16 protein-coding genes and 1 tRNA gene are annotated in these 21,381 nt (G+C 53.8%); 12 read left to right on the forward strand and 5 right to left on the reverse strand.

The genetic code is table 11. The annotated features are described in order from the left end of the window. Nucleotides 1-14: 14 nt before the first annotated feature. Nucleotides 15-2,213 carry a catalase/peroxidase HPI gene (katG, locus tag AAZT04_RS07890; protein ID WP_434679562.1) on the reverse strand — a complete coding sequence of 733 codons (2,199 nt, stop codon included), beginning with the start codon at nt 2,211-2,213 and terminating at the stop codon, nt 15-17. Between the two features lie 657 nt (nt 2,214-2,870). Here katG and AAZT04_RS07895 point away from each other — a divergent pair. The 3 genes from AAZT04_RS07895 to drt3b are packed head-to-tail and all read left to right on the forward strand — an operon-like array spanning nt 2,871 to nt 6,719. After that, nucleotides 2,871-3,503, forward strand: coding sequence for an SLATT domain-containing protein (locus AAZT04_RS07895; protein ID WP_434680224.1), 633 nt, complete (start codon nt 2,871-2,873; stop codon nt 3,501-3,503). Continuing rightward, entirely contained in the window at nt 3,497-4,720 is a 1,224-nt protein-coding gene (gene drt3a / locus AAZT04_RS07900; RefSeq protein WP_434679564.1) for an antiviral reverse transcriptase Drt3a, read from the forward strand. Before AAZT04_RS07895 ends, drt3a begins: the two co-directional genes overlap by 7 nt. Next, nucleotides 4,710-6,719, forward strand: a complete 2,010-nt coding sequence (gene drt3b / locus AAZT04_RS07905; protein WP_434679566.1) for an antiviral reverse transcriptase Drt3b — start codon at nt 4,710-4,712, stop codon at nt 6,717-6,719. The genes drt3a and drt3b overlap by 11 nt, the downstream gene beginning before the upstream one ends. Nucleotides 6,720-7,105: 386 nt before the next feature. Here drt3b and AAZT04_RS07910 read toward each other — a convergent pair. From AAZT04_RS07910 to dpiA, 3 genes are all read right to left on the reverse strand, one after another. Then, nucleotides 7,106-7,181 (reverse strand) — tRNA-Asn (locus AAZT04_RS07910). A gap of 113 nt (nt 7,182-7,294) precedes the next feature. Then, nucleotides 7,295-10,384, reverse strand: coding sequence for a beta-galactosidase (locus AAZT04_RS07915; protein WP_434679568.1), 3,090 nt, complete (start codon nt 10,382-10,384; stop codon nt 7,295-7,297). 113 nt (nt 10,385-10,497) lie between these two features. Continuing rightward, nucleotides 10,498-11,184 (reverse strand): two-component response regulator DpiA, encoded by a 687-nt coding sequence (gene dpiA / locus AAZT04_RS07920; protein WP_046373127.1) that lies wholly within the window; start codon nt 11,182-11,184, stop codon nt 10,498-10,500. Between the two features lie 331 nt (nt 11,185-11,515). On the opposite strand from dpiA, the gene citC reads away from it, so the two are divergent. From citC to AAZT04_RS07965, 9 genes are all read left to right on the forward strand, one after another. Next, nucleotides 11,516-12,589 carry a [citrate (pro-3S)-lyase] ligase gene (citC, locus tag AAZT04_RS07925; protein WP_122079841.1) on the forward strand — a complete coding sequence of 358 codons (1,074 nt, stop codon included), beginning with the start codon at nt 11,516-11,518 and terminating at the stop codon, nt 12,587-12,589. Continuing rightward, nucleotides 12,586-12,894, forward strand: coding sequence for a citrate lyase acyl carrier protein (gene citD / locus AAZT04_RS07930; RefSeq protein ID WP_046373129.1), 309 nt, complete (start codon nt 12,586-12,588; stop codon nt 12,892-12,894). Before citC ends, citD begins: the two co-directional genes overlap by 4 nt. Then, complete coding sequence (gene citE / locus AAZT04_RS07935) at nt 12,878-13,798, forward strand: citrate (pro-3S)-lyase subunit beta (RefSeq protein WP_434679571.1); 921 nt, start codon at nt 12,878-12,880, stop codon at nt 13,796-13,798. Before citD ends, citE begins: the two co-directional genes overlap by 17 nt. After that, entirely contained in the window at nt 13,798-15,303 is a 1,506-nt protein-coding gene (gene citF / locus AAZT04_RS07940) for a citrate lyase subunit alpha (RefSeq protein ID WP_044552441.1), read from the forward strand. The genes citE and citF overlap by 1 nt, the downstream gene beginning before the upstream one ends. A 4-nt stretch (nt 15,304-15,307) precedes the next feature. Continuing rightward, complete coding sequence (gene citX / locus AAZT04_RS07945; RefSeq protein ID WP_434679573.1) at nt 15,308-15,856, forward strand: citrate lyase holo-[acyl-carrier protein] synthase; 549 nt, start codon at nt 15,308-15,310, stop codon at nt 15,854-15,856. Continuing rightward, nucleotides 15,837-16,760, forward strand: a complete 924-nt coding sequence (gene citG, locus AAZT04_RS07950; RefSeq protein WP_434680226.1) for a triphosphoribosyl-dephospho-CoA synthase CitG — start codon at nt 15,837-15,839, stop codon at nt 16,758-16,760. Before citX ends, citG begins: the two co-directional genes overlap by 20 nt. Nucleotides 16,761-16,799: 39 nt before the next feature. Further along, nucleotides 16,800-18,263: an anion permease gene (locus AAZT04_RS07955; protein ID WP_129982414.1), complete on the forward strand. Its 1,464-nt coding sequence runs from the start codon at nt 16,800-16,802 to the stop codon at nt 18,261-18,263. A 150-nt stretch (nt 18,264-18,413) separates the two neighbouring features. Next, complete coding sequence (agp, locus tag AAZT04_RS07960) at nt 18,414-19,643, forward strand: bifunctional glucose-1-phosphatase/inositol phosphatase (protein ID WP_020827707.1); 1,230 nt, start codon at nt 18,414-18,416, stop codon at nt 19,641-19,643. A 104-nt stretch (nt 19,644-19,747) separates the two neighbouring features. Next, a complete protein-coding gene (locus AAZT04_RS07965) occupies nt 19,748-20,443 on the forward strand; it encodes a 4'-phosphopantetheinyl transferase family protein (RefSeq protein ID WP_434679576.1) in 696 nt (231 codons plus the stop codon). Between the two features lie 37 nt (nt 20,444-20,480). Here the strand turns inward: AAZT04_RS07965 and rarD are convergent, their stop codons facing one another. Next, the gene (gene rarD / locus AAZT04_RS07970; protein WP_020827705.1) at nt 20,481-21,374 is read right to left on the reverse strand and encodes an EamA family transporter RarD; all 894 of its coding nucleotides are present in this window, start codon (nt 21,372-21,374) and stop codon (nt 20,481-20,483) included. Nucleotides 21,375-21,381: the final 7 nt, after the last annotated feature.

A 21,381-nucleotide genomic window follows, 5' to 3' on the forward strand; every position in this document is an offset into this window, starting at 1 on the left:
GCCCGTTATATCTCTTAGGCGAGATCAAAACGATCGAGGTTCATCACCTTAGTCCAGGCGGCGACAAAGTCGCGTACGAAGCTGCCCTGGGCGTCTGCGCTGCCGTAAACTTCCGACAAAGCCCGCAGCTGAGAGTGCGAACCGAAGATCAGATCGGCACGCGTCGCCGTCCATTTGAGCGCACCCGTTTGGCTATCGCGCCCTTCAAACACGCCGTCTTCGTTGGCCGCTTTCCAGATGGTGCCCATATCCAGCAAATTGACGAAGAAGTCGTTGGTCAGCGCCTGTGGGCGTTGGGTCAACACGCCGTGCTGGCTTTGACCGACGTTGGCGTTCAGCACCCGTAACCCGCCCACCAATACCGTCATTTCCGGTGCGGTCAGCGTCAACAGCTGCGCTTTATCGACCAACAGCGCCTCGGCCGGCACGCTGAATTGCTGCTTCAGGTAATTGCGGAAGCCATCGGCCACCGGTTCCATCGCTTCGAAGGATTCGACGTCGGTCTGCTCCTGCGTTGCGTCCATGCGGCCCGGCGTGAAGGGTACGCTCACCGGGTGCCCGGCGCTGATCGCCGCCTTTTCGATGCCGGCCGCACCGGCCAGCACGATCACATCCGCCAGCGAGACGCGTTTATTACCTGACTGCGCCTGGTTAAAGGCCTGCTGAATACCTTCCAACGTGGCCAGGGTTTGTGCCAACTGAGCAGGCTCGTTCACCGCCCAATCCTTTTGTGGCGCCAGACGAATACGCGCCCCGTTGGCGCCGCCGCGTTTGTCGGAACCGCGGAAGCTGGAGGCGGATGCCCAGGCGGTGGAAACCAGCACTGATACCGGCAGGCCCGAGGCCAGGATCCGGGTTTTAAGATCGGCAATATCCTGATCGTTGATCAACTGATGATCGACCGCCGGGATCGGATCCTGCCAAATCAGCTCTTCGGCCGGCACTTCCGGGCCGAGATAGCGCGCGCGCGGCCCCATATCGCGGTGGGTCAGTTTGTACCAGGCGCGAGCGAAGGCATCGGCAAGCTGATCGGGATGTTCATAGAAACGACGTGAGATCTTTTCATAGGCCGGATCGAAACGCAGCGACAGGTCAGTCGTCAGCATGGTCGGGCGCTGCTTTTTGTTGGGATCAAAGGCATCAGGAATGGTTTCGCCGACGTCTTTGGCCACCCACTGGTGTGCACCGGCCGGGCTTTGTGTCAGCTCCCACTCGTATTCGAACAGGTGCCGGAAGAAGTCGTGGTTCCACTGGGTTGGGGTGGTGGTCCAGGTGACTTCCAAACCGCTGGTGATGGCGTCTTTACCCTTGCCGGTACCGAAGCTGCTATGCCAGCCGAGACCCTGCAGCTCAAGGCCTGCGCTTTCAGGATCGTCACCAACGTGCGACGCCGGGCCCGCGCCGTGAGTTTTGCCGAAGGTGTGGCCGCCGGCAATCAGCGCCACGGTTTCTTCGTCGTTCATCGCCATGCGGGCGAAGGTTTCGCGGATGTCGCGCGCCGCAGCGACCGGATCGGGGTTGCCGTCCGGTCCTTCCGGGTTGACGTAGATCAGGCCCATTTGCACTGCGGCCAATGGGTCTTCAAGGTCGCGATCGCCCGAGTAGCGGCTGTTCTGACCGCCGCTCAGTTCCAGCCAGATCTTTTCCGAGCCCCAGTAAACATCATCCGGTTCCCAGGTGTCGGCGCGGCCGCCCGCGTAGCCAAAGGTTTTAAAGCCCATGGATTCAAGCGCCACGTTGCCGGTCAGGATAATCAGATCGGCCCAGGAAATTTTACGGCCGTATTTTTGCTTAATCGGCCACAGCAGGCGGCGGGCCTTATCAAGGCTGACGTTGTCGGGCCAACTGTTGAGCGGCGCAAAACGCTGCTGGCCTTCACCCGCACCGCCGCGACCGTCGCCGATGCGGTAGGTCCCGGCGCTGTGCCAGGCCATGCGGATGAACAGGCCGCCATAGTGGCCAAAGTCTGCTGGCCACCACTCCTGCGAGTCGGTCATCAGGGCGTGCAGGTCTTGTTTCACCGCCGCCAGATCAAGGCTGTTGAAGGCTTTGGGGTAGTCGAAGTCCGGGTCCATCGGGTTGGAGAGGGGGGAGTGTTGGTGCAGCGGCTTCAGGCTAAGTTGGTTGGGCCACCAGTCTTGATTCGAAGGGCCGCGGCGCGGTGCATTCAGTTTACCGCCGCCCGAAAAGGGGCATTTGCTTTCAGTTGTCATGTTGCGCTCTCTGCTTCGTAGGTTGCTCGCCAGGCCCGAAATGTCTGATGCCTGAGGGAGCCGTTAGCTTGCTATCGCGGGCGAAAGCCCACATCGGGTGTTGCGCTAAGGATTTATCTAATCAACTGATTTACAAAAATAAAAAATGAGCTCTCTTCGTCAGGCTCGCAGCGGGGAGCCTAACGACACTCAGCATTAAGCGTAGTCAGTAGATGCAGATAGATAAAATAGGAATAGTTGAATGTTGTGATAGTTTTTGGCTATTGAATTTTATTTATTGATGGGTTTTGTTGTGATGCACATAATGCTCGTTTCAGTTTCTTTAATTAGAGTTTTATAATATGATTTCTATGAGTCGAAATGTATGGGTGAATAATCAGATGAAATAATAGTTAAAATGCTACTAATAAGTAAGACATTTTAACCAAGCTATGATGGTGTGGCAGTATTGCGTTAAAATAGTGATGTTGAGACACTAAATAATATATTTTATTGCTGTAGTCGCTATAATAATTATAGCTAATGGTTAGTTCAGTGGAAGGGATGAGTTTTATGGGTTAGCTTAGAATTTAATCTAAGTCACAAGCAGCAGCTAGTAAAGGTTAAATTTAATACATTATGGAATATCATATTTTTACTATTAATTAGGGGTGGGGTATTTCTAATACGAATCTTACAGCATACAAAAAACTCTATGAATCAATAAGCTATACGGCAGATTATCGATTCAATACTTATAGAAGACTACTTAATCTAGAAGGGGCATCTAATATTGCTTTGATACTAGCTTCTACCGCATTAATAGTTGTGTCACTTACCACTGCTCTTTACAATAATAACTTGGGGCGTAATGAAATATATATCAATATTGGACAAAATTGCCTACCTATCATAATGCTTGCTCTATCGATCTTAGTTTCTGGAGCAAAATATGGTACACGTGCAGAAAAAATTCATGATTGCGCCCAAACTTTAAACAGTCTTAAGAAGTTGTTAAAGTATGATATCGATGATGAAGGTTTCTCACCCTCTCGAGATAACTTCGTTAATTATGCAACACAATATTCTGAAATAATATCAAGATATGAAAATCATAGCAAAATTGACTTGCTAGTTGAAAAGTTAAAAGAAATAAAGTGTCTAACCGAGTTTAGAATTCTTTCAGAGGTAATTGCTAATCTTGTAGGTAAAGGAATACTTTATTATTTTTATTTGTTTATATCTATTATGTCGGTTGGTTGGATGATTGTTGGAATTTACCTGGCAATAAAAGGAGCAACATTTTGCTAGATCAGACATTTACTGGAAAAAGCTTTCTTAGACTAACCTCTTTGGATGATATAATAAGATTTAAGTTAGGTCGAAATCGAAATGATTATTTAGAAAAACTTGACTCTGCCGCGAGAAAAATTTCTGATACTGGATGTGATTTTTCATGCATTCCCTTTTACCTCAAAAAAGGAAATAAAATATTCAAGCCAACCTCTTTAGAGGAGGTATATAGTTTGCGTCGAGTAAATAAAATACTAAGTAGAATATACAAGGTAAAACAAACAGATAGAGACACTATAACTAAGCAGATTCACTCTTTAATATCTGATACCAGTTGCTATACAATATTAAAAGGTGACATAAAAAGTTTTTATGAATCAATACCTAGGAACCTAGTATTAGCTAAAATTGAGGAAAATAGAATTTTATCTTATCAAAACAGGAGGATCATACGACAAGTTTTTTCTTGTTCAGCGGTATCAAGTATTGCTGGTTTGCCAAGGGGAATCAGCATAAGTGCCTCACTTTCAGAATTGTATATCAGAGAGTTTGATCGATACGTTAGAGCTATTGAAGGTGTTTATTATTACTCTAGATATGTTGATGATTTTATTGTTTTTTGTTATGACCATAGCAACAGGGTTTTTGAAGAGATTCAACGCAAACTGCAACAGCTAGAACTGAAACTGAATTATAAAAAAATCATGAAAATAAACTCATTAAAGCTTTTTAATGGAACTGAACGTCTTAATTTTTTAGGTTACGAGCATTTTATAGATTCTGGCGCTACAGTGAAAACTCGAATATCTAAAAGTAGAATTAGAAAAATAAAAACACGTATCGTACTTTCATTTTTAGATTATTCAAAAAATAATGATCTAAATTTGCTTTCTTTAAGAATTAAATTTATAACTGGTAACTACTTAATTCGTGAATCTACGCAAAAGGATGGAGTCTCTCAGGGTTTAATGGCAGGGTTCTATTATAATAATAAGGTATTGACAGATCTCGATCAAATTAAAGAGCTAGATCTCTTCTTGATGAAGCTTTGTCGCTCAAAGCGCGGTAGTATATATAGAGCTATAGGGCCTGTTCATATGCATGCTGCATGTATTGCAACTCGAGGTATAAGTTTCGATAACGGTTTCAATCACCGGAAAGTTTATTCAATAACAAAAACCGAATTTGCTCTAATTAAGGAGTGTTGGAGAGGAGAAGGTAACTATGAAAAATAATAAAAAGGGAGGCCAGCTTAAAAGAGTCTACAAATCTAATTATCGTCGTGTTTTGCTTACAGAGGTACTTCCTTATGAAGTTCCAATACTCCTAACAAATGAGGGTTTTTATGCTCACTCTGACAAAAATATTGAGGACGGTCTTTTAGGGAAAATATTAGAACCTGGTAAAGAAACTCACCCATTCACATATAAAATTGTTAAAAATGCATCTAGCTATCGAACACTTCATCTTATACACCCCTCAACCCAGCAGGATTTTGTAAATTTTTACAAAACCTACAGCAGTTTACTATGTGGGCTAACTTCTCGAAGCGAGTTCAGTCTTCGAGCTCCCTCTGAAGTAGCCGCATGGTATTACGAGGCAGATAATATACTACGAGACAACTCATTAAGAGATGAAGGAGCTGAGGCTAATATTAATGATTCAATGTCCGTACAATTTAAATATGCTAGCTCATTTTTCTTATACAAAAAATATGCTTTCCTGTATAAGTTTTATGACTCATACGAGTTTCATCGGCTTGAGAAAAAATTTAAAAAACTCATAAAATTCGACATCTCAAAATGCTTTGACAATATCTCTACAAAGAGATTGGGGCAAGCGGTGAAAAGTGAAATTTATCACAAGGAGCACTCAGGGAAGAGTAATTTTGAGAATAAATTTTCAAAAATAATGGAGTCTTCAAACTTCGGAAGAAATGATGGATTGGTTATTGGACCTGAGATTAGTAGAATATTTTCCGAAATAATATTACAAGATATTGATAAAAAAGTTTTCCAAGCTAACCTTCATCTGCAGGGGAGTTATGACGTCAGGCGATATGTAGATGACTACTTTTTATTTTATAATGACGAAAATATTGGCGAATATATACTTGGTGAATTTCAAGATTCATTGGCAGATATCAAATTATATCTAAATGAGTCAAAGGTTTCACGCCATACAGCCCCTTTTCTTACTGGGATTACTATGGCAAAGAAAGATATTCAAGATATATTCTCAGAGCTATTTGATACCTTTGATGATTCCAAAAAATTCGTTAAAAAAGATGAAGAAATATCAGAAGGGGAAGACACTCATCTAGACCAACCTGAAGAGAAAATAACTTTCATTAAATATTTCAAAGGTCCGGGAATCGTAGCGAATAGACTTATTAGAGATATAAAAGCTATAGTTAGAAGCAATGAAGTGAACTTTGATGTAATTACAGGATATTTTTTCACAGTTATCAAAAATAAAATCTATGAAGTTTATGGATACAGTGCTTCATTAGATGATGCACAACAGGAAAATGTTTTAAAATTTTTATTGGTTATCATTGATGTTACTTTTTTTGTATACTCTATGGATGTTAGAGTTAGAAGTACGTTTTTGGTAAGTCAAATATCAATTATTTGCTGTAGAATATCTAAATTCATGAAACCTATATATGGTGATGAAATAACAAAAAAAATACAAGACGAAATAACTTTTATAATGAAAAATAAAAAATCCGACAAGATATCCTCAGGTGTTGAAGTTGTGAATTTATTAATTGCGCTAAGAGAAATATCGGGAGGAGAGGATCTTGTTTCTGAAGGTAACATATCAAAATTTATATTCAATGAAGAGCCTGAAAATATAAAGAGTGCGAATTATTTCCAAATAGTTTCTATTATGTTTTATATAAAAAACAATTCATCTTATGAGAAATTAAAAATAAAACTCAAATCAATCATAATTTCCATGTTGTCAACCCAGAGAGCATCATTATACTCTGAAGCATCTCACTTGCTACTGGATCTTATACGTTGCCCTTACCTAGATAGGTCATTTAAATTAAAAATGATAACCATCTCATTTGAAAAGGAATTTGGAAGAAAACCGACGTCATCCGAGCTGAAGAGACAATACAAAAATATTACTACTCACGATTGGTTTATAGATTGGAGTGAGGCCGGAATTAAAATAGAAAGACTTCTTCATAAAAAAGAGTTGAGAACGGCTTACGAGTAGTGGTATATTGAACTTGCAGGTGCGTTTACAGGATAAGTGCCAAATACCCATGCGAGGATGTTTCTCTCATGATGACTCCGATGTTTATGTCGGACACACACTAATAACTTATCCTCAGTGCCTGTTTTTTTTCATTTGAAAAATTTTAATTTTCAGCTATATTGGTTTCTGTTCTAATTCTGTTTCTCTCACCTAATATGTCAATTCTCGATTACAAGCAGTAATTTCCTGAGTTATCTTTCAGTAAATGCCTCTCTGCCTCAATTCATTTTATTGCTAAATAAATCACTCAATATAAAGTTGTGCACACAGCGTGATGATTACACATTTCAGTTACTAAAAAGCAAAAAGCCCGCTCAGGTTTCCCTGAGCGGGCTTCTCTAATATGGCTCCTCTGACTGGACTCGAACCAGTGACATACGGATTAACAGTCCGCCGTTCTACCGACTGAACTACAGAGGAATCGTGTGAACGGCCGGAATCATAACGGGGTGTTGGCAGCATGTCAAAGGCGGATTACGCATTCTGTGACTGTTTGCTTACAGAATGCGCAACCCGTTGAGGTTTTGGCAGATTTAGCCCAGTTCCGCGCGTTTTAACCGCAGCTGATAGTGGTAATGGCTGCGGCTGAGCAGGTAGTCCGCATTGACGCTCGGGCTCCAGGAATCGTCGCCGCCGACCCCCATATGGAAGCCGTCGAGGTTGAGCCAGGTACCGGCTTCCGGCTGCAACAGATGCTGGTGGCTACAGTCTATCAACTGACGCAGGCCGTAGCGGCTGAGTGAAAAGTGGAACTGCCCGTCGACGTGCCAGTCGCCGTACTGCAACTGGCGGGTGTCGCAGCGCAGGCCGTTTTCGCCGGGGAAGATGTACGGCGTGTGCAGTTCTTCCAGCGGTCGTTGCCAGCGCCCGAATTGCGCGGCAAGGCGACGGTCCGGATAGTTTTCATGCGGCCCCAGGCCCAGCCATTGTGCCTGCGGATGGGTGTCCGCCAGTTGGCAGGTCAGGCCGATACGCGCCGGTGGCGGCAAGCTGGCGGCGATTGCGACGTCAACGCTGACGCTGACCGCGCCCTGGCTGTCGAACAACCACTGTTTGCGGCTGCATAACAGCGTTTCCCCATCTACCCCGAACCGGTGCTCGCTCACCACCCTTACGCCGTCGCTCAGCAGATCGGCCTGCAGCAGCACGCAGTGCTCTTCCAGCCGGTACATGCCGGCCAGCTTCCAGCGTTCGACCCAGGCATTGGGATCGATACGTTCCACTTCGCTGATGCCAATGTCGTTATCCAACGGCGCACGGATAAAGTTATCTTGCAGCGGCGTCAGCAGCAGCGCTTCGCCATCTTGCCACCATTGGCTCAGGAGGCCATTTTCGCGGGTAAACTGCCAGCGTTGCTCGCCATGGCCGATCTCAATCGTCCGCTCATTCTGGTTCAGCTGTGGGGCAAGGCCTTTCGTTGCCGGCGGCGCCAAATGCAGCGTGCGCGGTACCGGCCATTGATCCCAGGCGCAGCGATGGTTGGCTTCGGACCAGTCGGTGGCCTTGGGCTGCACCACCGCCACATTCAGCCACAGCTCGCCGGGCTGATGAAGTATCGGCAAGCGGTCGAGCAGGTGGAAGCTGGCGCTGCCCTGCGGTGGTAGCGCGAGGTCAAAGCTGCCGCTGGCGCGTTCTACGCCGTCCAGCTCCAGTCGCCAGTCCAGCCGTTCGTTATCGCTATGGCGGAACAGGTACTCGCTGCTGACGGTCAACGTCAGCGTTGTGGCATCAAAGGCAAATTGGAAAAACTGCTGGGCGCGTTGCGCCTCGAACAGCGCCGGGTGTGGCGTGCGATCGGGGAACACCAGGCCGTTAAGGCAGAATTGCCGATCGTTAGGCGTGTCGCCGAAGTCGCCGCCGTAGGCCCAGTACTCATCTCCGTTGTCATCGCGGTGGGTGAGTGCCTGATCGACCCAGTCCCAGACGAAGCCACCTTGCAGGCGCGGATACTGGCGGAAGGCCTGCCAATAACTGTCAAAACCGCCGAAGCTATTGCCCATCGCGTGAGCGTATTCGCACAGGATCAGCGGCCGCTGTTCATCCGGCAGGCCGATCCACTTCTTGATCGACCACTTGGGCACGGCAGGGAACGGCTGATCCTGATCCACCCGGGCGTACATCGGGCAGATAATGTCGGTCGCGGCGCTATTGGCGCCGCCGCCTTCATACTGCACCGGGCGAGTAGGGTCCTGGCTTTTCACCCAGCGATAAAGCGCGTCGTGGTTGCAGCCGTGGCCGGATTCGTTGCCCAGCGACCAGATAATAATGCAGGGGTGGTTGCGATCCCGCTGCACCATGCGCGTCACGCGCTCGCTCATCGCCGGTAGCCACAGCGGATCGTCGGAAAGCCGGTTCATCGGCTGCATGCCGTGGGTTTCAATATTGGCTTCGTCGACCACGTACAGCCCATAGCGGTCGCACAACCGGTACCACAGCGGGTGATTCGGGTAGTGCGAGCAGCGCACCGCATTGAAGTTGTGCTGTTTCATCAACAGAATGTCGTGGCACATCGTGGCTTCATCCATCACCTGGCCGTGCTGCGGATGATGTTCATGCCGGTTGGTGCCGCGGATCAACAGCGGCTGGCCGTTCAGCTTCAGCAACCCGTTGCTGATGTCGATCTGACGGAAGCCAACGTCATAGGCTTCCACCTCAATAATTTCCCCGTCTGGTGCCAACAGTGCCAGCGTGGCCCGGTACAGCGTTGGGGTTTCAGCGCTCCATAGCGCAGGCTGTTCCACCGGCAGACGCAGCGTTGTGCGGTCATCATAGGCACCGCGCTCGTCGATAATTTCGCTGCCGAGCGCCTGGATTTTTTCGCCAATCAGCTGGCCATCGCGCCACAGCTGCAGTTGCACCCGGTGCTGTGTCGGTCGATTGACGTGCGCTTCCACCACCAGTTCGCCACGGCGGAAGCCGTCGTAAAGCGGGGTTGTGATGCGAATATCGCTCAGGTGGGTGGTGGGTTTATGCAGCAGGCTGACGTCGCGGAAAATCCCGCTCATGCGCCACATATCCTGATCTTCCAGATAGCTGCCATCACACCAGCGTAGCACCATCACCGCCAGTCGGTTTTCACCGGCCTGCAACCAGGGAGTGAGGTCAAATTCGGCGGGCAGACGGCTGTCTTGCGAATAGCCGACCCAATGGCCGTTGCACCACAGGTAAAACGCCGAGTTGACGCCGTCAAAGATAATGCGCGTCTGCCCCTCGGCCAGCCAGGCGGGATCGACGGTGAACTGGCGGGAATAGCAACCGGTCGGGTTTTCTTCTGGTACCAGCGGCGGGTTAACCGGGATCGGGTAGCGGACGTTGGTGTAGATCGGCGCGTCATAACCGGCAAGTTGCCAGTTGGACGGCACCGCCAGCCAGTCGGCATCGGGCAGGTCCTGCCGCAGCCAGGCTTCGGGCACCGCCTGCGGGCTGCGGTAATAGCTGAACTGCCAGTCGCCGTTTAACGTTTTCTGGCTGCTGCTGGGGCTGTCGTCACGCGCCGCATTCAGATCGCGCCAGCTCGCAAACGGCGGATGCGCAGCCAGCCGCTGATAATGGGTGCAGGCCGGATTTTGCCAGTCCCGGCGGGCAATAAGGTCTTTCAGGGAAGGAGAGGGCAGAGCACTCATCGGCGATCGTCCTGTCGGCAGAGTAGAGGGGCATCATGCCGAATAAGATGCTGAGGAGAACCCAAAAAGTAAAGCGGTTACATTCAAGCTTGCAGGGGCGATCAAATAACCGCTTATTCTGGCTGAGCAGGCCGGTAAATCCGCTGCGGACGGCCTACCTTGCCGTAAATGATTTCGGCGCGCAGCTGCTGGGCGGCGGTACAAAACTCCAGATAACGGCGTGCCGTGGTGCGGCTTAACCCCATCTGTTGCGCAACGCTTTCAGCGGTGTGGCTGGCCGAGGGCTGTTCGAACAGCCCGCGTATTTTAACCAGCGTCAGCTCATCGATGCCTGCCGGCAATGTCGCCATAGGCTCGCCGCGGGCGTAGGTATTGAACATCTGGTCAATGCGGCGCTGGTTAAGGTGTGCCTTATCCTTCAGCGCCTGGTGCCGCTGGCTGAAACGCAATAGCGTGTGGGCCAGCCGATCATAGGCCAGCGGTTTGATCAGGTAATCGAACACCCCGTAGCGCAGAGCTTCGGCCACGGTGTCCATGTCGCTGGCGGCGGTGATAAAGACGATACCGCCGGCATAACCGCTCAGCGTCAGTTCGCGCAGCAGCTCAATGCCCTGGCCGTCGGGCAGGAAGTTATCCAGCAGGATCAGATCCGGCTTGAAGCGCTCGACCATGGTACGGGCCTGCGCCAGGGTACCCGCCAACCAGATTTGTCGGCAGCCGCCGTTTTGCCGGATAAATTCCGCGTGCATTTCTGCCAGCGGCGTTTCGTCTTCGACGATCAGTATATTCAGCCATTCCATAGTGAATCCCGTCTCCCCGTCGTCTTGCAGATTGCGATCAATATGCTACGAAAATGTAAGTTAATTGCCGCGTAAAATAAAGATTATCTCAATAATAAACACCATAAAAATAATTAAGTAAATAAAGAACATTAAATAACTTATTAACCGAAAGGGGTTTGTGAAACAGGTCAATAATTCGCTATTTTTTTCTGTTTACCATTGTTTCATTAAGTGTCCTTGGCGGATTTATCTCCATGGTTTTTAAGGTTTTAATTACTGTGATAAATGTTAATTGACACTCTTTTTTGTATTTATTTTGTTATTTAATAGTTAACCCAGAGAGCGTGTTATGTTGGGCGACACCCTATTTAATCGAGTCAAAAGGTCCGATCATAAAAGTATCGCGCAGATTAATGCTTTCCTGCGTAGTAACGATCTGAATATTGACACCACGGTTGAAATATTTATTACCGTGACGCAAAACGATAAGTTGGTCGCCTGCGGCGGCATTGCCGACAATATTATCAAATGCGTCGCCATCAGCCCGCAAATGCGCGGCGAAGGTTTGGGGCTGACGTTGGCAACGGAGCTGGTGAATCTGGCTTATGAACGCCATCACACCCAGCTGTTTATCTACACCAAAATCCAAAATGAGCCGCTGTTCCAGCAATGCGGTTTCTACCCCATCGCCCGGGTGCCGGGCATCGTGGTGCTGATGGAAAACAGCCCGTGCCGGCTGAAACGCTATGCCGCTCAGTTAGCGGGCCAGCGCCGGCCGGGCACCACCATCGGCAGTATCGTGATGAACGCCAACCCCTTTACCCGCGGCCACCAATACCTGGTGCGCCAGGCCGCTGCGCAATGCGACTGGCTGCACCTGTTTTTGGTCAAGGAAAATACTTCGCGCTTCAGCTATGAAGATCGGCGGCGGCTGGTGCTGGCGGGCACCGCAGACATTCCTAACCTGACGGTGCACGAAGGGTCGCAATACGTCATTTCACGCGCCACCTTCCCCTGTTACTTCATTAAAGATCAAGGTATTGCCGACGACTGCTACACCGAAATCGATCTGAAGATCTTCCGTCAGTATCTGGCGCCCGCGTTGGGCATTACCCACCGCTTTGTCGGCAACGAGCCTTTCTGCGCGGTCACCGCCAAGTACAACCGCGATATGCGTTATTGGCTGGAAACCCCGGCGCTGCCCAGCCCGCCGATCGCGCTGGTGGAAATCGAGCGTTTGCAATATCAGGGCACGGCGATCTCCGCCTCCTGGGTGCGCAAGCTGCTGGCCGCCGGTGACTTTCACGCCGCCGCGCCGCTGGTGCCGCCGGACACCCTGTATTACCTGCAAGATTTGCAAACGCAGCGCCGGGCCAAGCCGGCGACACCCCCCTTTGAATCCGCACAATCAGGTGAAAGATGAAAATTATCCGAGAAGCAATGGCCGGCACGCTGGAATCCAGCGATGTCATGGTGCGCATCGCCCCCGCCGAGGGGCCGGAACACGATCTGCTGATCGCCAGCAGCGTAGAGAAACAGTTCGGCGAAGCCATCCGCCAAACGTTGCTGGAGGTGCTGCAACGTTATCAGGTGGAGCCGGTGCAGGTGATGGTGGACGACAAAGGCGCGCTCGACTGCGTGCTGCGGGCCCGGCTGGAAACCGCGCTGATGCGCGCCAGCGACAACGGTCTACTGCCATGGGGGGCGCGTCATGAAAACGCTGAATAAACACCGTCTGCGCCGCAGCATGCTGTTCGTGCCCGGTGCCAATGCGGCCATGGTGAGCAACGCCTTTATCTATCAGGCCGATGCGCTGATGTTCGATCTGGAAGACTCGGTGATCCTGCGCGAAAAAGACGCCGCGCGGCGGCTGGTCTATCACGCGTTGCAACACCCGCTGTATCAGGAAGTGGAAACCATTGTGCGCGTCAACGCGCTGGATTCCGCCTACGGGCTGGCGGATCTGCAGGCGGTAGTGCGCGGCGGGGCGGACATCGTGCGCCTGCCGAAAACCGACAGCGCGCAGGACGTGGTGGATATGGATCGCGAAATTGCCGCCATCGAAGCCGACTGCGGGCGCCCGGTGGGCAGTACCGGCCTGCTGGCGGCGATTGAGTCGGCGGCGGGGATCACCCAGGCGGTCGCCATCGCCCATGCCTCACCGCGATTGATCGGCATCGCGCTCGGCGCGGAAGACTACGTGCGCAACCTGCGTACCGAACGTTCGCCGGAGGGTATTGAGCTGCTGTTTGCGCGTTGCTCGATATTACAGGCGGCGCGGGCCGCGGGCATTCAGGCGTTCGACACCGTGTATTCCGATGCCAATAACGAAACCGGCTTCCTGCAGGAAGCGGCGCTGATCAAACAGCTCGGTTTCGACGGCAAATCCCTGATTAACCCACGGCAAATTGAACTGCTGCACAACCTGTATGCGCCAACCGCCAAGGAAGTGGCTCACGCCCAGCGGGTGGTGGATGCCTCGGCGGCGGCGGAGCAGGAAGGGCGCGGGGTAGTGTCGCTCAACGGCAAGATGGTCGACAGCCCGGTGATTGAACGCGCGCGGCTGGTATTGCAACGCGCAGCGCTTTCCGGCATCCGCGAAGCGTCGGTTCAGCACGGAGAGGAAGCATAATGAAACGCCAACAACGACTGATGACCCTGAACAACCTGGCGGACCTGCGCTGCTATCAGGATGCCTCCAAGGCCAACCTGCAGGCGCGCAAACCGCGCGATATCAAACGCTGCGACACGCTGGAACAGGCGGTACGCCGCAGCGGTTTGCAGGACGGAATGACCATCTCTTTCCACCATGCATTTCGCGGCGGCGATCTGGCGCTGAATCAGGTGATGGAAACGCTGGCGGCGATGGGGTTCCGCAACCTGACGCTGGCCTCCAGCTCGCTGAGCGAATGCCATGCGCCGCTGGTCGGCCATATCCGCAACGGGGTGGTGAGCCGCATTTACACCTCCGGCCTGCGCGGCCCGCTGGCGGATGCCATCTCACGCGGCCTGCTGGCCGAACCGGTACAAATTCACTCCCACGGTGGCCGCGTCAACCTGATCGAGTCCGGTGAGCTGGCGATAGACGTCGCTTTCCTCGGGGTTCCGGCCTGCGACGAATTTGGCAATGCCAACGGCTACAGCGGCGAAGCCTGCTGCGGTTCGTTGGGCTACGCCAAAGTGGATGCCGATACCGCAGGCACCGTGGTGTTGCTGACCGAAGCGATCCTGCCTTATCCGCATCATCCGGCCAGCCTGGCGCAGGATCGGGTCGATTTGATTGTTCAACTCGAGCGAGTGGGGGACGCCGACAAGATCGGTGCCGACGCCACCCGCATGACTTCTAACCCGCGTGAATTACTGATTGCCCGCCGCGCCGCCGAAGTGATTGCCGGTTCCGGCTTCTTTACCGAAGGTTTCTCGCTGCAAACCGGCACCGGTGGGGCTTCGTTGGCGGTGACGCGTTTTCTGGAAGACAAAATGCGCGCGCGTGGCGTTCGCGCCGGTTTCGCCCTCGGCGGCATTACCTCAACCATGGTGGATCTGCATGAAAAAGGGCTGATTGCTCGCCTGCTGGACGTGCAGAGTTTTGACCGCGCGGCGGCGATGTCGTTGGCGCGCAATCCCAACCACATTGAAATCAGCGCCAATCAGTACGCCAACTTCAGTTCGAAGGGCGCTTCGGTCGACCGGCTTGACGTGGTGGTGCTAAGCGCGCTGGAAATCGATACCGGCTTCAACGTCAACGTGCTGACTGGTTCCGACGGCGTGCTGCGCGGGGCTTCTGGCGGTCACTGCGACACCGCCGCGGCGGCACGGTTGGCGATCATCGTCGCACCGCTGGTGCGCGGGCGCATTCCAACGTTGGTCGAGCAGGTGACCACCTGCGTCACGCCGGGCTCCAGCATCGACATTTTGGTTACCGATCACGGTATTGCCGTTAACCCGGCGCGGCCGGAGTTGGCGCAACGGCTGCAAGAGGCCGGGTTGCCGGTGGTTGGCATCGACTGGCTGCGCCAGCGTGCGCTGTTGCTGACCGGCGAACCGCAGCCGATCGCTTTCACCGACAAAGTGGTGGCGGTCGTGCGTTATCGCGACGGTTCGGTGATCGACGTGGTGCATCAGGTGGCGGAGTAACGTGATGACCTGTGTCCCTCCTGAACGGGCCGCCAACCGCACCGTCAGCCTGCCGGAACTGCTGACCAGCCGCGAGTGCCGCCAGGCACGGCAGCAGGCGTGGCAAGCTCAGCACGCTTCCACGCTGCTGGTGCTGACGCTGGTGGTGCCCGGTGCGGTAAAAGACAGTGCCCTGACCCGCAACATCTTCAACCTCGGCTGGCAGGCGCTGCAGCAAATGGGGCGTGAGCAAAACTGGCACTGCCTGCAGGCGGAAGCGCTGGCGCTTTCCACCGGTTGTGAAGGGTTTATGGCGCTGCAGGTCGATGCCCAACGGGTGAAGGACTGCGCCATGCAGTTGGAGGTTCAGCAGCCGATAGGTCGGCTGTGGGATATCGACGTGCTGGATCCCGCGGGCCGTATTTTATCGCGCCGCGATCTGGGGCTGGCGGAGCGCCGCTGCCTGCTGTGCAGCCAGCCGGCCAAAATCTGCGCCCGTCAGCGGCGACACAGCAGCGAACAGCTGCTGCAGGAAATGGAAAGGATGCTCAATGATGCGCTCTCAACCCGTTGAACTCGCCCGGTGTAGCCCATCGGCGCCGGTCAGTGGCTTTGCCCATGCCGCCTACCGCGCCCTGTTGGTCGAGGTGAACCTGACGCCCAAACCGGGGCTGGTGGATCGCCACAACAACGGCGCCCACCGGGACATGAACATCGGCCATTTTTACCGCAGCGCCCGCGCTATCGGCATCTGGCTACCGCGCTTTGTCCGTCAGGGGCAGGAAGACGCCCGTTGCCCGGCTGCCGAGCAGTTGATCAGGCTGCGTCCGCTGGGGCTGGCCTGCGAAAACCACATGTTTCAGGCCACCGGTGGCGTCAACACCCATAAAGGCAGCGTATTTTCCCTCGGCCTGTTGTGTACCGCTTTCGGCCGCCTGTCCCAGAGGCTGCAGCCTATTGACGCCGCCACGCTGTGCGCCGAAGTGGCGTCGATGTGTCGTGGGCTGGTGGCGCGCGAGCTGCAACAGCGCAATGCGTTGCAGACTGCCGGCCAAAGGCTGTTTGCCCAACACGGCCTGAGCGGCGCGCGCGGCGAGGCAGAGTCCGGCTTCGAGCGGGTGATTAACGGTGCGCTGCCGCTGTACCTGCAACGGCTGAACGCCGGGTACGATGAGCAAACGGCGCTGATGGACAGCCTGCTGTGGCTAATGGCCAACAACGATGACACCAACGTCGCCTCACGCGGCGGTCTCGAAGGCCTGCGCTGGTTGCAGCGGCGTGCCGGCGAACTGCTGGCGCAGGGGGGAGCCCAGGGCAAGCAGGGCATAGCACGCCTGCGGCAGTTCGACGCCGAGTGCATTCACCGCAATCTCAGCCCAGGTGGCAGTGCCGATCTGTTGATCGTCACCTGGCTGCTGGCGCAATTACCGAATTCCACTAAGCCCGCCGCCTTTCAAGCCACAACTTGGAATCCCTAGGGCATAGCTAAAAAAATAACCCGTCTTCAGGAGAAACTTATGTCCGAAACCAAGGAAAAAATCTGGAAAGCGCTGGCGCCGCTGTTGGTGCTGGCGATCCTGCTCTGGATACCCACGCCCGACGGCATGCCGCCGCAGGCCTGGCGCTACTTCGCCATTTTTGTGGCGATGATTGTCGGCATGATCCTGGAGCCGATCCCGGCGACGGCGATCAGCTTTATCGCCGTGACCCTCAGCGTGCTGAGCGCCAACTGGGTGCTGTTCGGGGCGCAGGAATTAGCGGAGCCGGGTTTCAAGGCCGGTAAAGAGGCGCTGAAATGGGGGCTGGCCGGATTCTCCAGCACCACCGTCTGGCTGGTGTTCGGCGCATTTATCTTTGCGCTCGGCTACGAAGCCACCGGGCTGGGGCGACGCATTGCGCTGTTTTTGGTGAAGTTTATGGGCAAGCGTACCCTGACGCTCGGTTATGCGGTGGTGATCATCGATATCCTGCTGGCGCCTTTTACCCCGTCCAACACCGCCCGTACCGGCGGCACCGTGTTCCCGGTGGTGAAAAACCTGCCGCCGCTGTTTGATTCCTTCCCCAACGATCCCTCCTCACGGCGCATCGGCGGTTACCTGATGTGGATGATGGTGGTCGGGACCAGCATCAGCTCCTCGATGTTCGTCACCGGCGCCGCACCTAACGTGCTGGGTATCGAGTTCGTCAGCAAAATCGCCGGCGTGCATATCAGCTGGATGCAGTGGTTCCTGGCCTTCCTGCCGGTAGGTCTGCTGCTGCTGGTGATTGCGCCGTTGATTTCCTATTACCTGTACAAACCGGGCGTTACGCACAGCAGCGAAGTCGCTTCCTGGGCCAATAGCGCGCTGGGGGAAATGGGCAAGCTGACGCGCAAGGAGTACACGCTGATTGGCCTGGTGCTGCTCAGCCTGTGTCTGTGGGTGTTTGGCGGCAAGATAATAGATGCCACCACGGTCTGTTTGTTGGCGGTATCGCTGATGCTGGCCTTGCACGTAGTGTCGTGGAAGGACATCACCAAATATTCCAGCGCCTGGAACACCTTGGTGAACCTGGCGACGCTGGTGGTGATGGCCAACGGCCTGACGCGCTCCGGTTTTATCGACTGGTTCGCGCTGACCATGAGCACCCATCTGGACGGATTCTCGCCGGATATGACGGTTGTGGCGCTGGTCCTGGTGTTCTACTTCGCTCACTACCTGTTCGCCAGCCTGTCGGCGCACACGGCAACCCTGCTGCCGGTGATCCTTGCCGTCGGTAAAGGCCTGCCGGGCGTGCCTATGGAGCAGCTGTCGATGCTGCTGGTGCTGTCGATCGGCATCATGGGCGTGCTGACGCCGTACGCCACCGGTCCTGGGGTTATCATCTACGGCTGTGGCTATGTGAAGTCGAAAGACTACTGGCGGATGGGCGGTATTCTGGGCGTGGTGTACATCGCCGCGCTGTTGTTGATCGGCTGGCCGATCATGCGTTTGTGGATGTGATTTTCTAAATTATCAGCGGCCCTCGGCGAAGGGCCGCTGAGCAGACCTTTCCCTGTGATGCTCATCACACACTTTCGGCGTTAACCTCTCCATGATAGCGAAGCAATAGCTAACACATTAAAAATAATCACAATCCTGGAGCCTCTGCGGATGAAAAGAAAAACTTTATTGCTGTGCTTGCCGTTATTTATGACCGGGACTGCCTTGGCGGAAACCAACGACTATCAATTGGATCAGGTGCTGGTGATGAGCCGCCATAACCTGCGTGCGCCGCTGGCCAACAACGGCAGCGTATTGGCGCAGTCCACGCCCAAAGCCTGGCCGGCCTGGGACACGCCGGGTGGCCTGCTGACCACCAAGGGCGGGGTGCTGGAAGTGTATATGGGCCACTACTTCAATGCGTGGCTCAAGCAAACCGGAGTATTGCCGCAGGAAGGCTGCCCGACCGCCGGCAGCGTTTACGTCTATGCCAACAGTTTGCAACGCACGGTGGCGACCGCGCAGTTCTTTACCAACGGTGCTTTCCCCGGTTGTGACGTCAGCGTGCATCATCAGGACAAAATGGGGGAGATGGATCCCACCTTCAACCCGATCATCACTGACAACAGCGAAGCTTTCAATCAGCAGGCTCTGGGGGCAATGAACGCCGAACTGGCCTCGTTGAAGCTGGACGCCTCCTACAAGCAATTAGAAAAAATCATCGATTACAAAGATTCCAGCGCCTGTAAAACCGACAAGCACTGCGATTTGACCAAAGAAGCCAGCAAAATGAGCGCGGTGCCGGGCAAAGAGCCGGGTGTGGCCGGGCCGCTGCGGGTAGGGAACTCGCTGGTGGACGCCTTTATGCTGCAATATTACGAAGGCTTCCCGATGAAGGCCGTGGCCTGGGGCAAAATCACCACGCCACAGCAGTGGAAACAGTTGGCGCAGCTGAAGGACGGCTATCAGGATTCGCTGTTTACCTCGCCGGTGGTGGCGCAAAACGTGGCCAAACCGCTGCTGACATATATCAACGGCGCACTGATTGGCGAACGCAAGCCGGATTCACCGAAGGTCACGGTGCTGGTGGGGCACGACTCCAACATTGCCTCCCTGCTGTCGGCGATGGAGTTCAAGCCGTACCAACTGCCGCATCAATATGAGAAAACGCCGATTGGCGGCAAGCTGGTGTTCCAGCGTTGGCACGATAAGAAAAACGATCGCGATTTGCTGAAAATCGAGTACGTGTATCAATCCACCGACCAGTTGCGCAATGCCACTCCGCTGACGCTGAAAACCCCGCCACAGCGCGTGACGATGGCGTTAAAAGGCTGCCCAATCGATAAGCAGGGCTACTGCGCCTGGAGCGACTTCGAAAAAACCATGAAAGGGATTCTGTAATCCTGTCGTGCCTCTCCTTCGGTAACGGGGGAGAGGAATAATCATTGTTGCTCAGGAGCTCGGCGTCTAAAATTAGCGTTCTGCACACCCAATATGGACAACCCGTGTTCTCTTCTTTTATCCCCACCTTTGAACGGTTGAACCTGGACGATTACCCGGGGCAGGTTGCCCGTTGCCGCTTTTCTGTGGCGCACTACCAGGATGACTGTTTCGCTGCCATTGGCATGGCGCTCCCCGAACATCTGGCGCGTGCGGTGCCAAAGCGGCGGGCGGAATATCTGGCCGGGCGTTATCTGGCGCGGACCTTGTTGGCCCCGCTGGGTTTTGCGGATTTCACGCTGTTGCGCGGCGAAGACCGGGCACCGCAGTGGCCGCCGGGTATCGCCGGTGCGCTCAGTCATAATGCAGGCACAGCGCTTTGCGCGGTGCATCCGGAAACCGGGGTGGGCGGCGTGGGGCTGGACGTTGAAACGCTCATTCCCGCCGCGCGTGCGGAGGAGCTGCAGCGAGCGATCGTTAGCGAGGCGGAATCTGCCCAACTGCACGCTCATTCACAGCCATTTAACCACCTGCTGACCTTGGCCTTTTCCGCCAAAGAGAGCCTGTTCAAAGCGCTATATCCGCAGGTGCGCTGCTATTTTGACTTTCTTGACGCACGCCTGGTCACGCTGGATACGCAACGACAGACGTTCGAATTGGAACTGCTCAAAACCCTCACGCCGCAGTGCCATGCAGGTCGCCGTTTCAACGGACGTTACTGGCAGCAAGGTGACGATGTCACAACTTTTATTTGTTTATAAATCAATCAAATAAAGCTAAAAATTCGGCGTTGCACTGTCACATTTGCCGGTGGATTCGCCTGCGGCGCAGCAGGTGGCTGGCCCCTTCCGACACCAGCAGCAGCACCGCCAGCCAGATAGGAATATAGGTCAGCCATTCATCCCGGCCGATGCTCTCGCCAAGCAGCAAGGCCACCACCACCAACAGCACCGGCTCCACATAGCTCAGCAGGCCGAACAGGCTGAACGGCAGCAGACGGCTGGCCAGGATATAGCACACCAGCGCAGCGGCGCTGATCACCCCCAACAGCGGGATTTGCCAATACAGTGCCGGGCTGATGCTCAACGCCGCCAGTGGCCCGTTGCCCCCGAAAGCGAACCAGGCGGCGACCGGCAGCATCAGCGTTAGCTCACACCACAAGCCACCCAGGTTGTCGGTGCCGAAACGGCGACGCAGGATAAAGTACACCGGGTAGCCCAGCGCCACCAGCAAGGTGGTCCAGGACACGCCGCCGACCTGATACAACTCGTTGCCGACGCCGATAATGGCGCAGCTGACCGCCAGTTTTTGCAGCAGCGAAAGGCGATCGCGGAAGATCAGGCGTCCTGCCAGCACCATGGTCAGCGGCAGCAGGAAATAGCCGAGCGATACCTCCAAGGCCTTGCCGTGCAGCGGTGCCCAGAGAAACAGCCAGAGCTGAACCCCCAGCAGCGCCGAACTCAGCGGCAGAAACAGCAGGCGGCGCGGCCGCTGTTTTATCCAACTCAAGGTCTCGCTGACCTTGCGCCAGTCGGCGGAAAGCACCATGAACAGCGTCAAAAACGGCACCGTCAGCAGGGTACGCCAGCCAAAGACTTGCTCACCGTCAAGCGGCGTCAGGGTAGAGGTGTAGTAATACATCACGCCGAACAATACCGAGGCGATGACGGAAAGAACGATCCCTTTAATCACATGCGAT

Origin of the sequence: Serratia sp. Je.1.23.a, assembly GCF_051129805.1 — a bacterium.
GTDB lineage: Bacteria > Pseudomonadota > Gammaproteobacteria > Enterobacterales > Enterobacteriaceae > Serratia > Serratia liquefaciens.

Coding starts and splice junctions, on each gene's coding strand:
- katG (WP_434679562.1), bottom strand. CDS start 2,213: ATGACAACTGAAAGCAAATGCCCCTTTTCGGGCGGCGGTAAACTGAAT.
- drt3b (WP_434679566.1), top strand. CDS start 4,710: ATGAAAAATAATAAAAAGGGAGGCCAGCTTAAAAGAGTCTACAAATCT.
- AAZT04_RS07915 (WP_434679568.1), bottom strand. CDS start 10,384: ATGAGTGCTCTGCCCTCTCCTTCCCTGAAAGACCTTATTGCCCGCCGG.
- dpiA (WP_046373127.1), bottom strand. CDS start 11,184: ATGGAATGGCTGAATATACTGATCGTCGAAGACGAAACGCCGCTGGCA.
- citC (WP_122079841.1), top strand. CDS start 11,516: ATGTTGGGCGACACCCTATTTAATCGAGTCAAAAGGTCCGATCATAAA.
- citD (WP_046373129.1), top strand. CDS start 12,586: ATGAAAATTATCCGAGAAGCAATGGCCGGCACGCTGGAATCCAGCGAT.
- citE (WP_434679571.1), top strand. CDS start 12,878: ATGAAAACGCTGAATAAACACCGTCTGCGCCGCAGCATGCTGTTCGTG.
- citF (WP_044552441.1), top strand. CDS start 13,798: ATGAAACGCCAACAACGACTGATGACCCTGAACAACCTGGCGGACCTG.
- citX (WP_434679573.1), top strand. CDS start 15,308: ATGACCTGTGTCCCTCCTGAACGGGCCGCCAACCGCACCGTCAGCCTG.
- citG (WP_434680226.1), top strand. CDS start 15,837: ATGCGCTCTCAACCCGTTGAACTCGCCCGGTGTAGCCCATCGGCGCCG.
- AAZT04_RS07955 (WP_129982414.1), top strand. CDS start 16,800: ATGTCCGAAACCAAGGAAAAAATCTGGAAAGCGCTGGCGCCGCTGTTG.
- agp (WP_020827707.1), top strand. CDS start 18,414: ATGAAAAGAAAAACTTTATTGCTGTGCTTGCCGTTATTTATGACCGGG.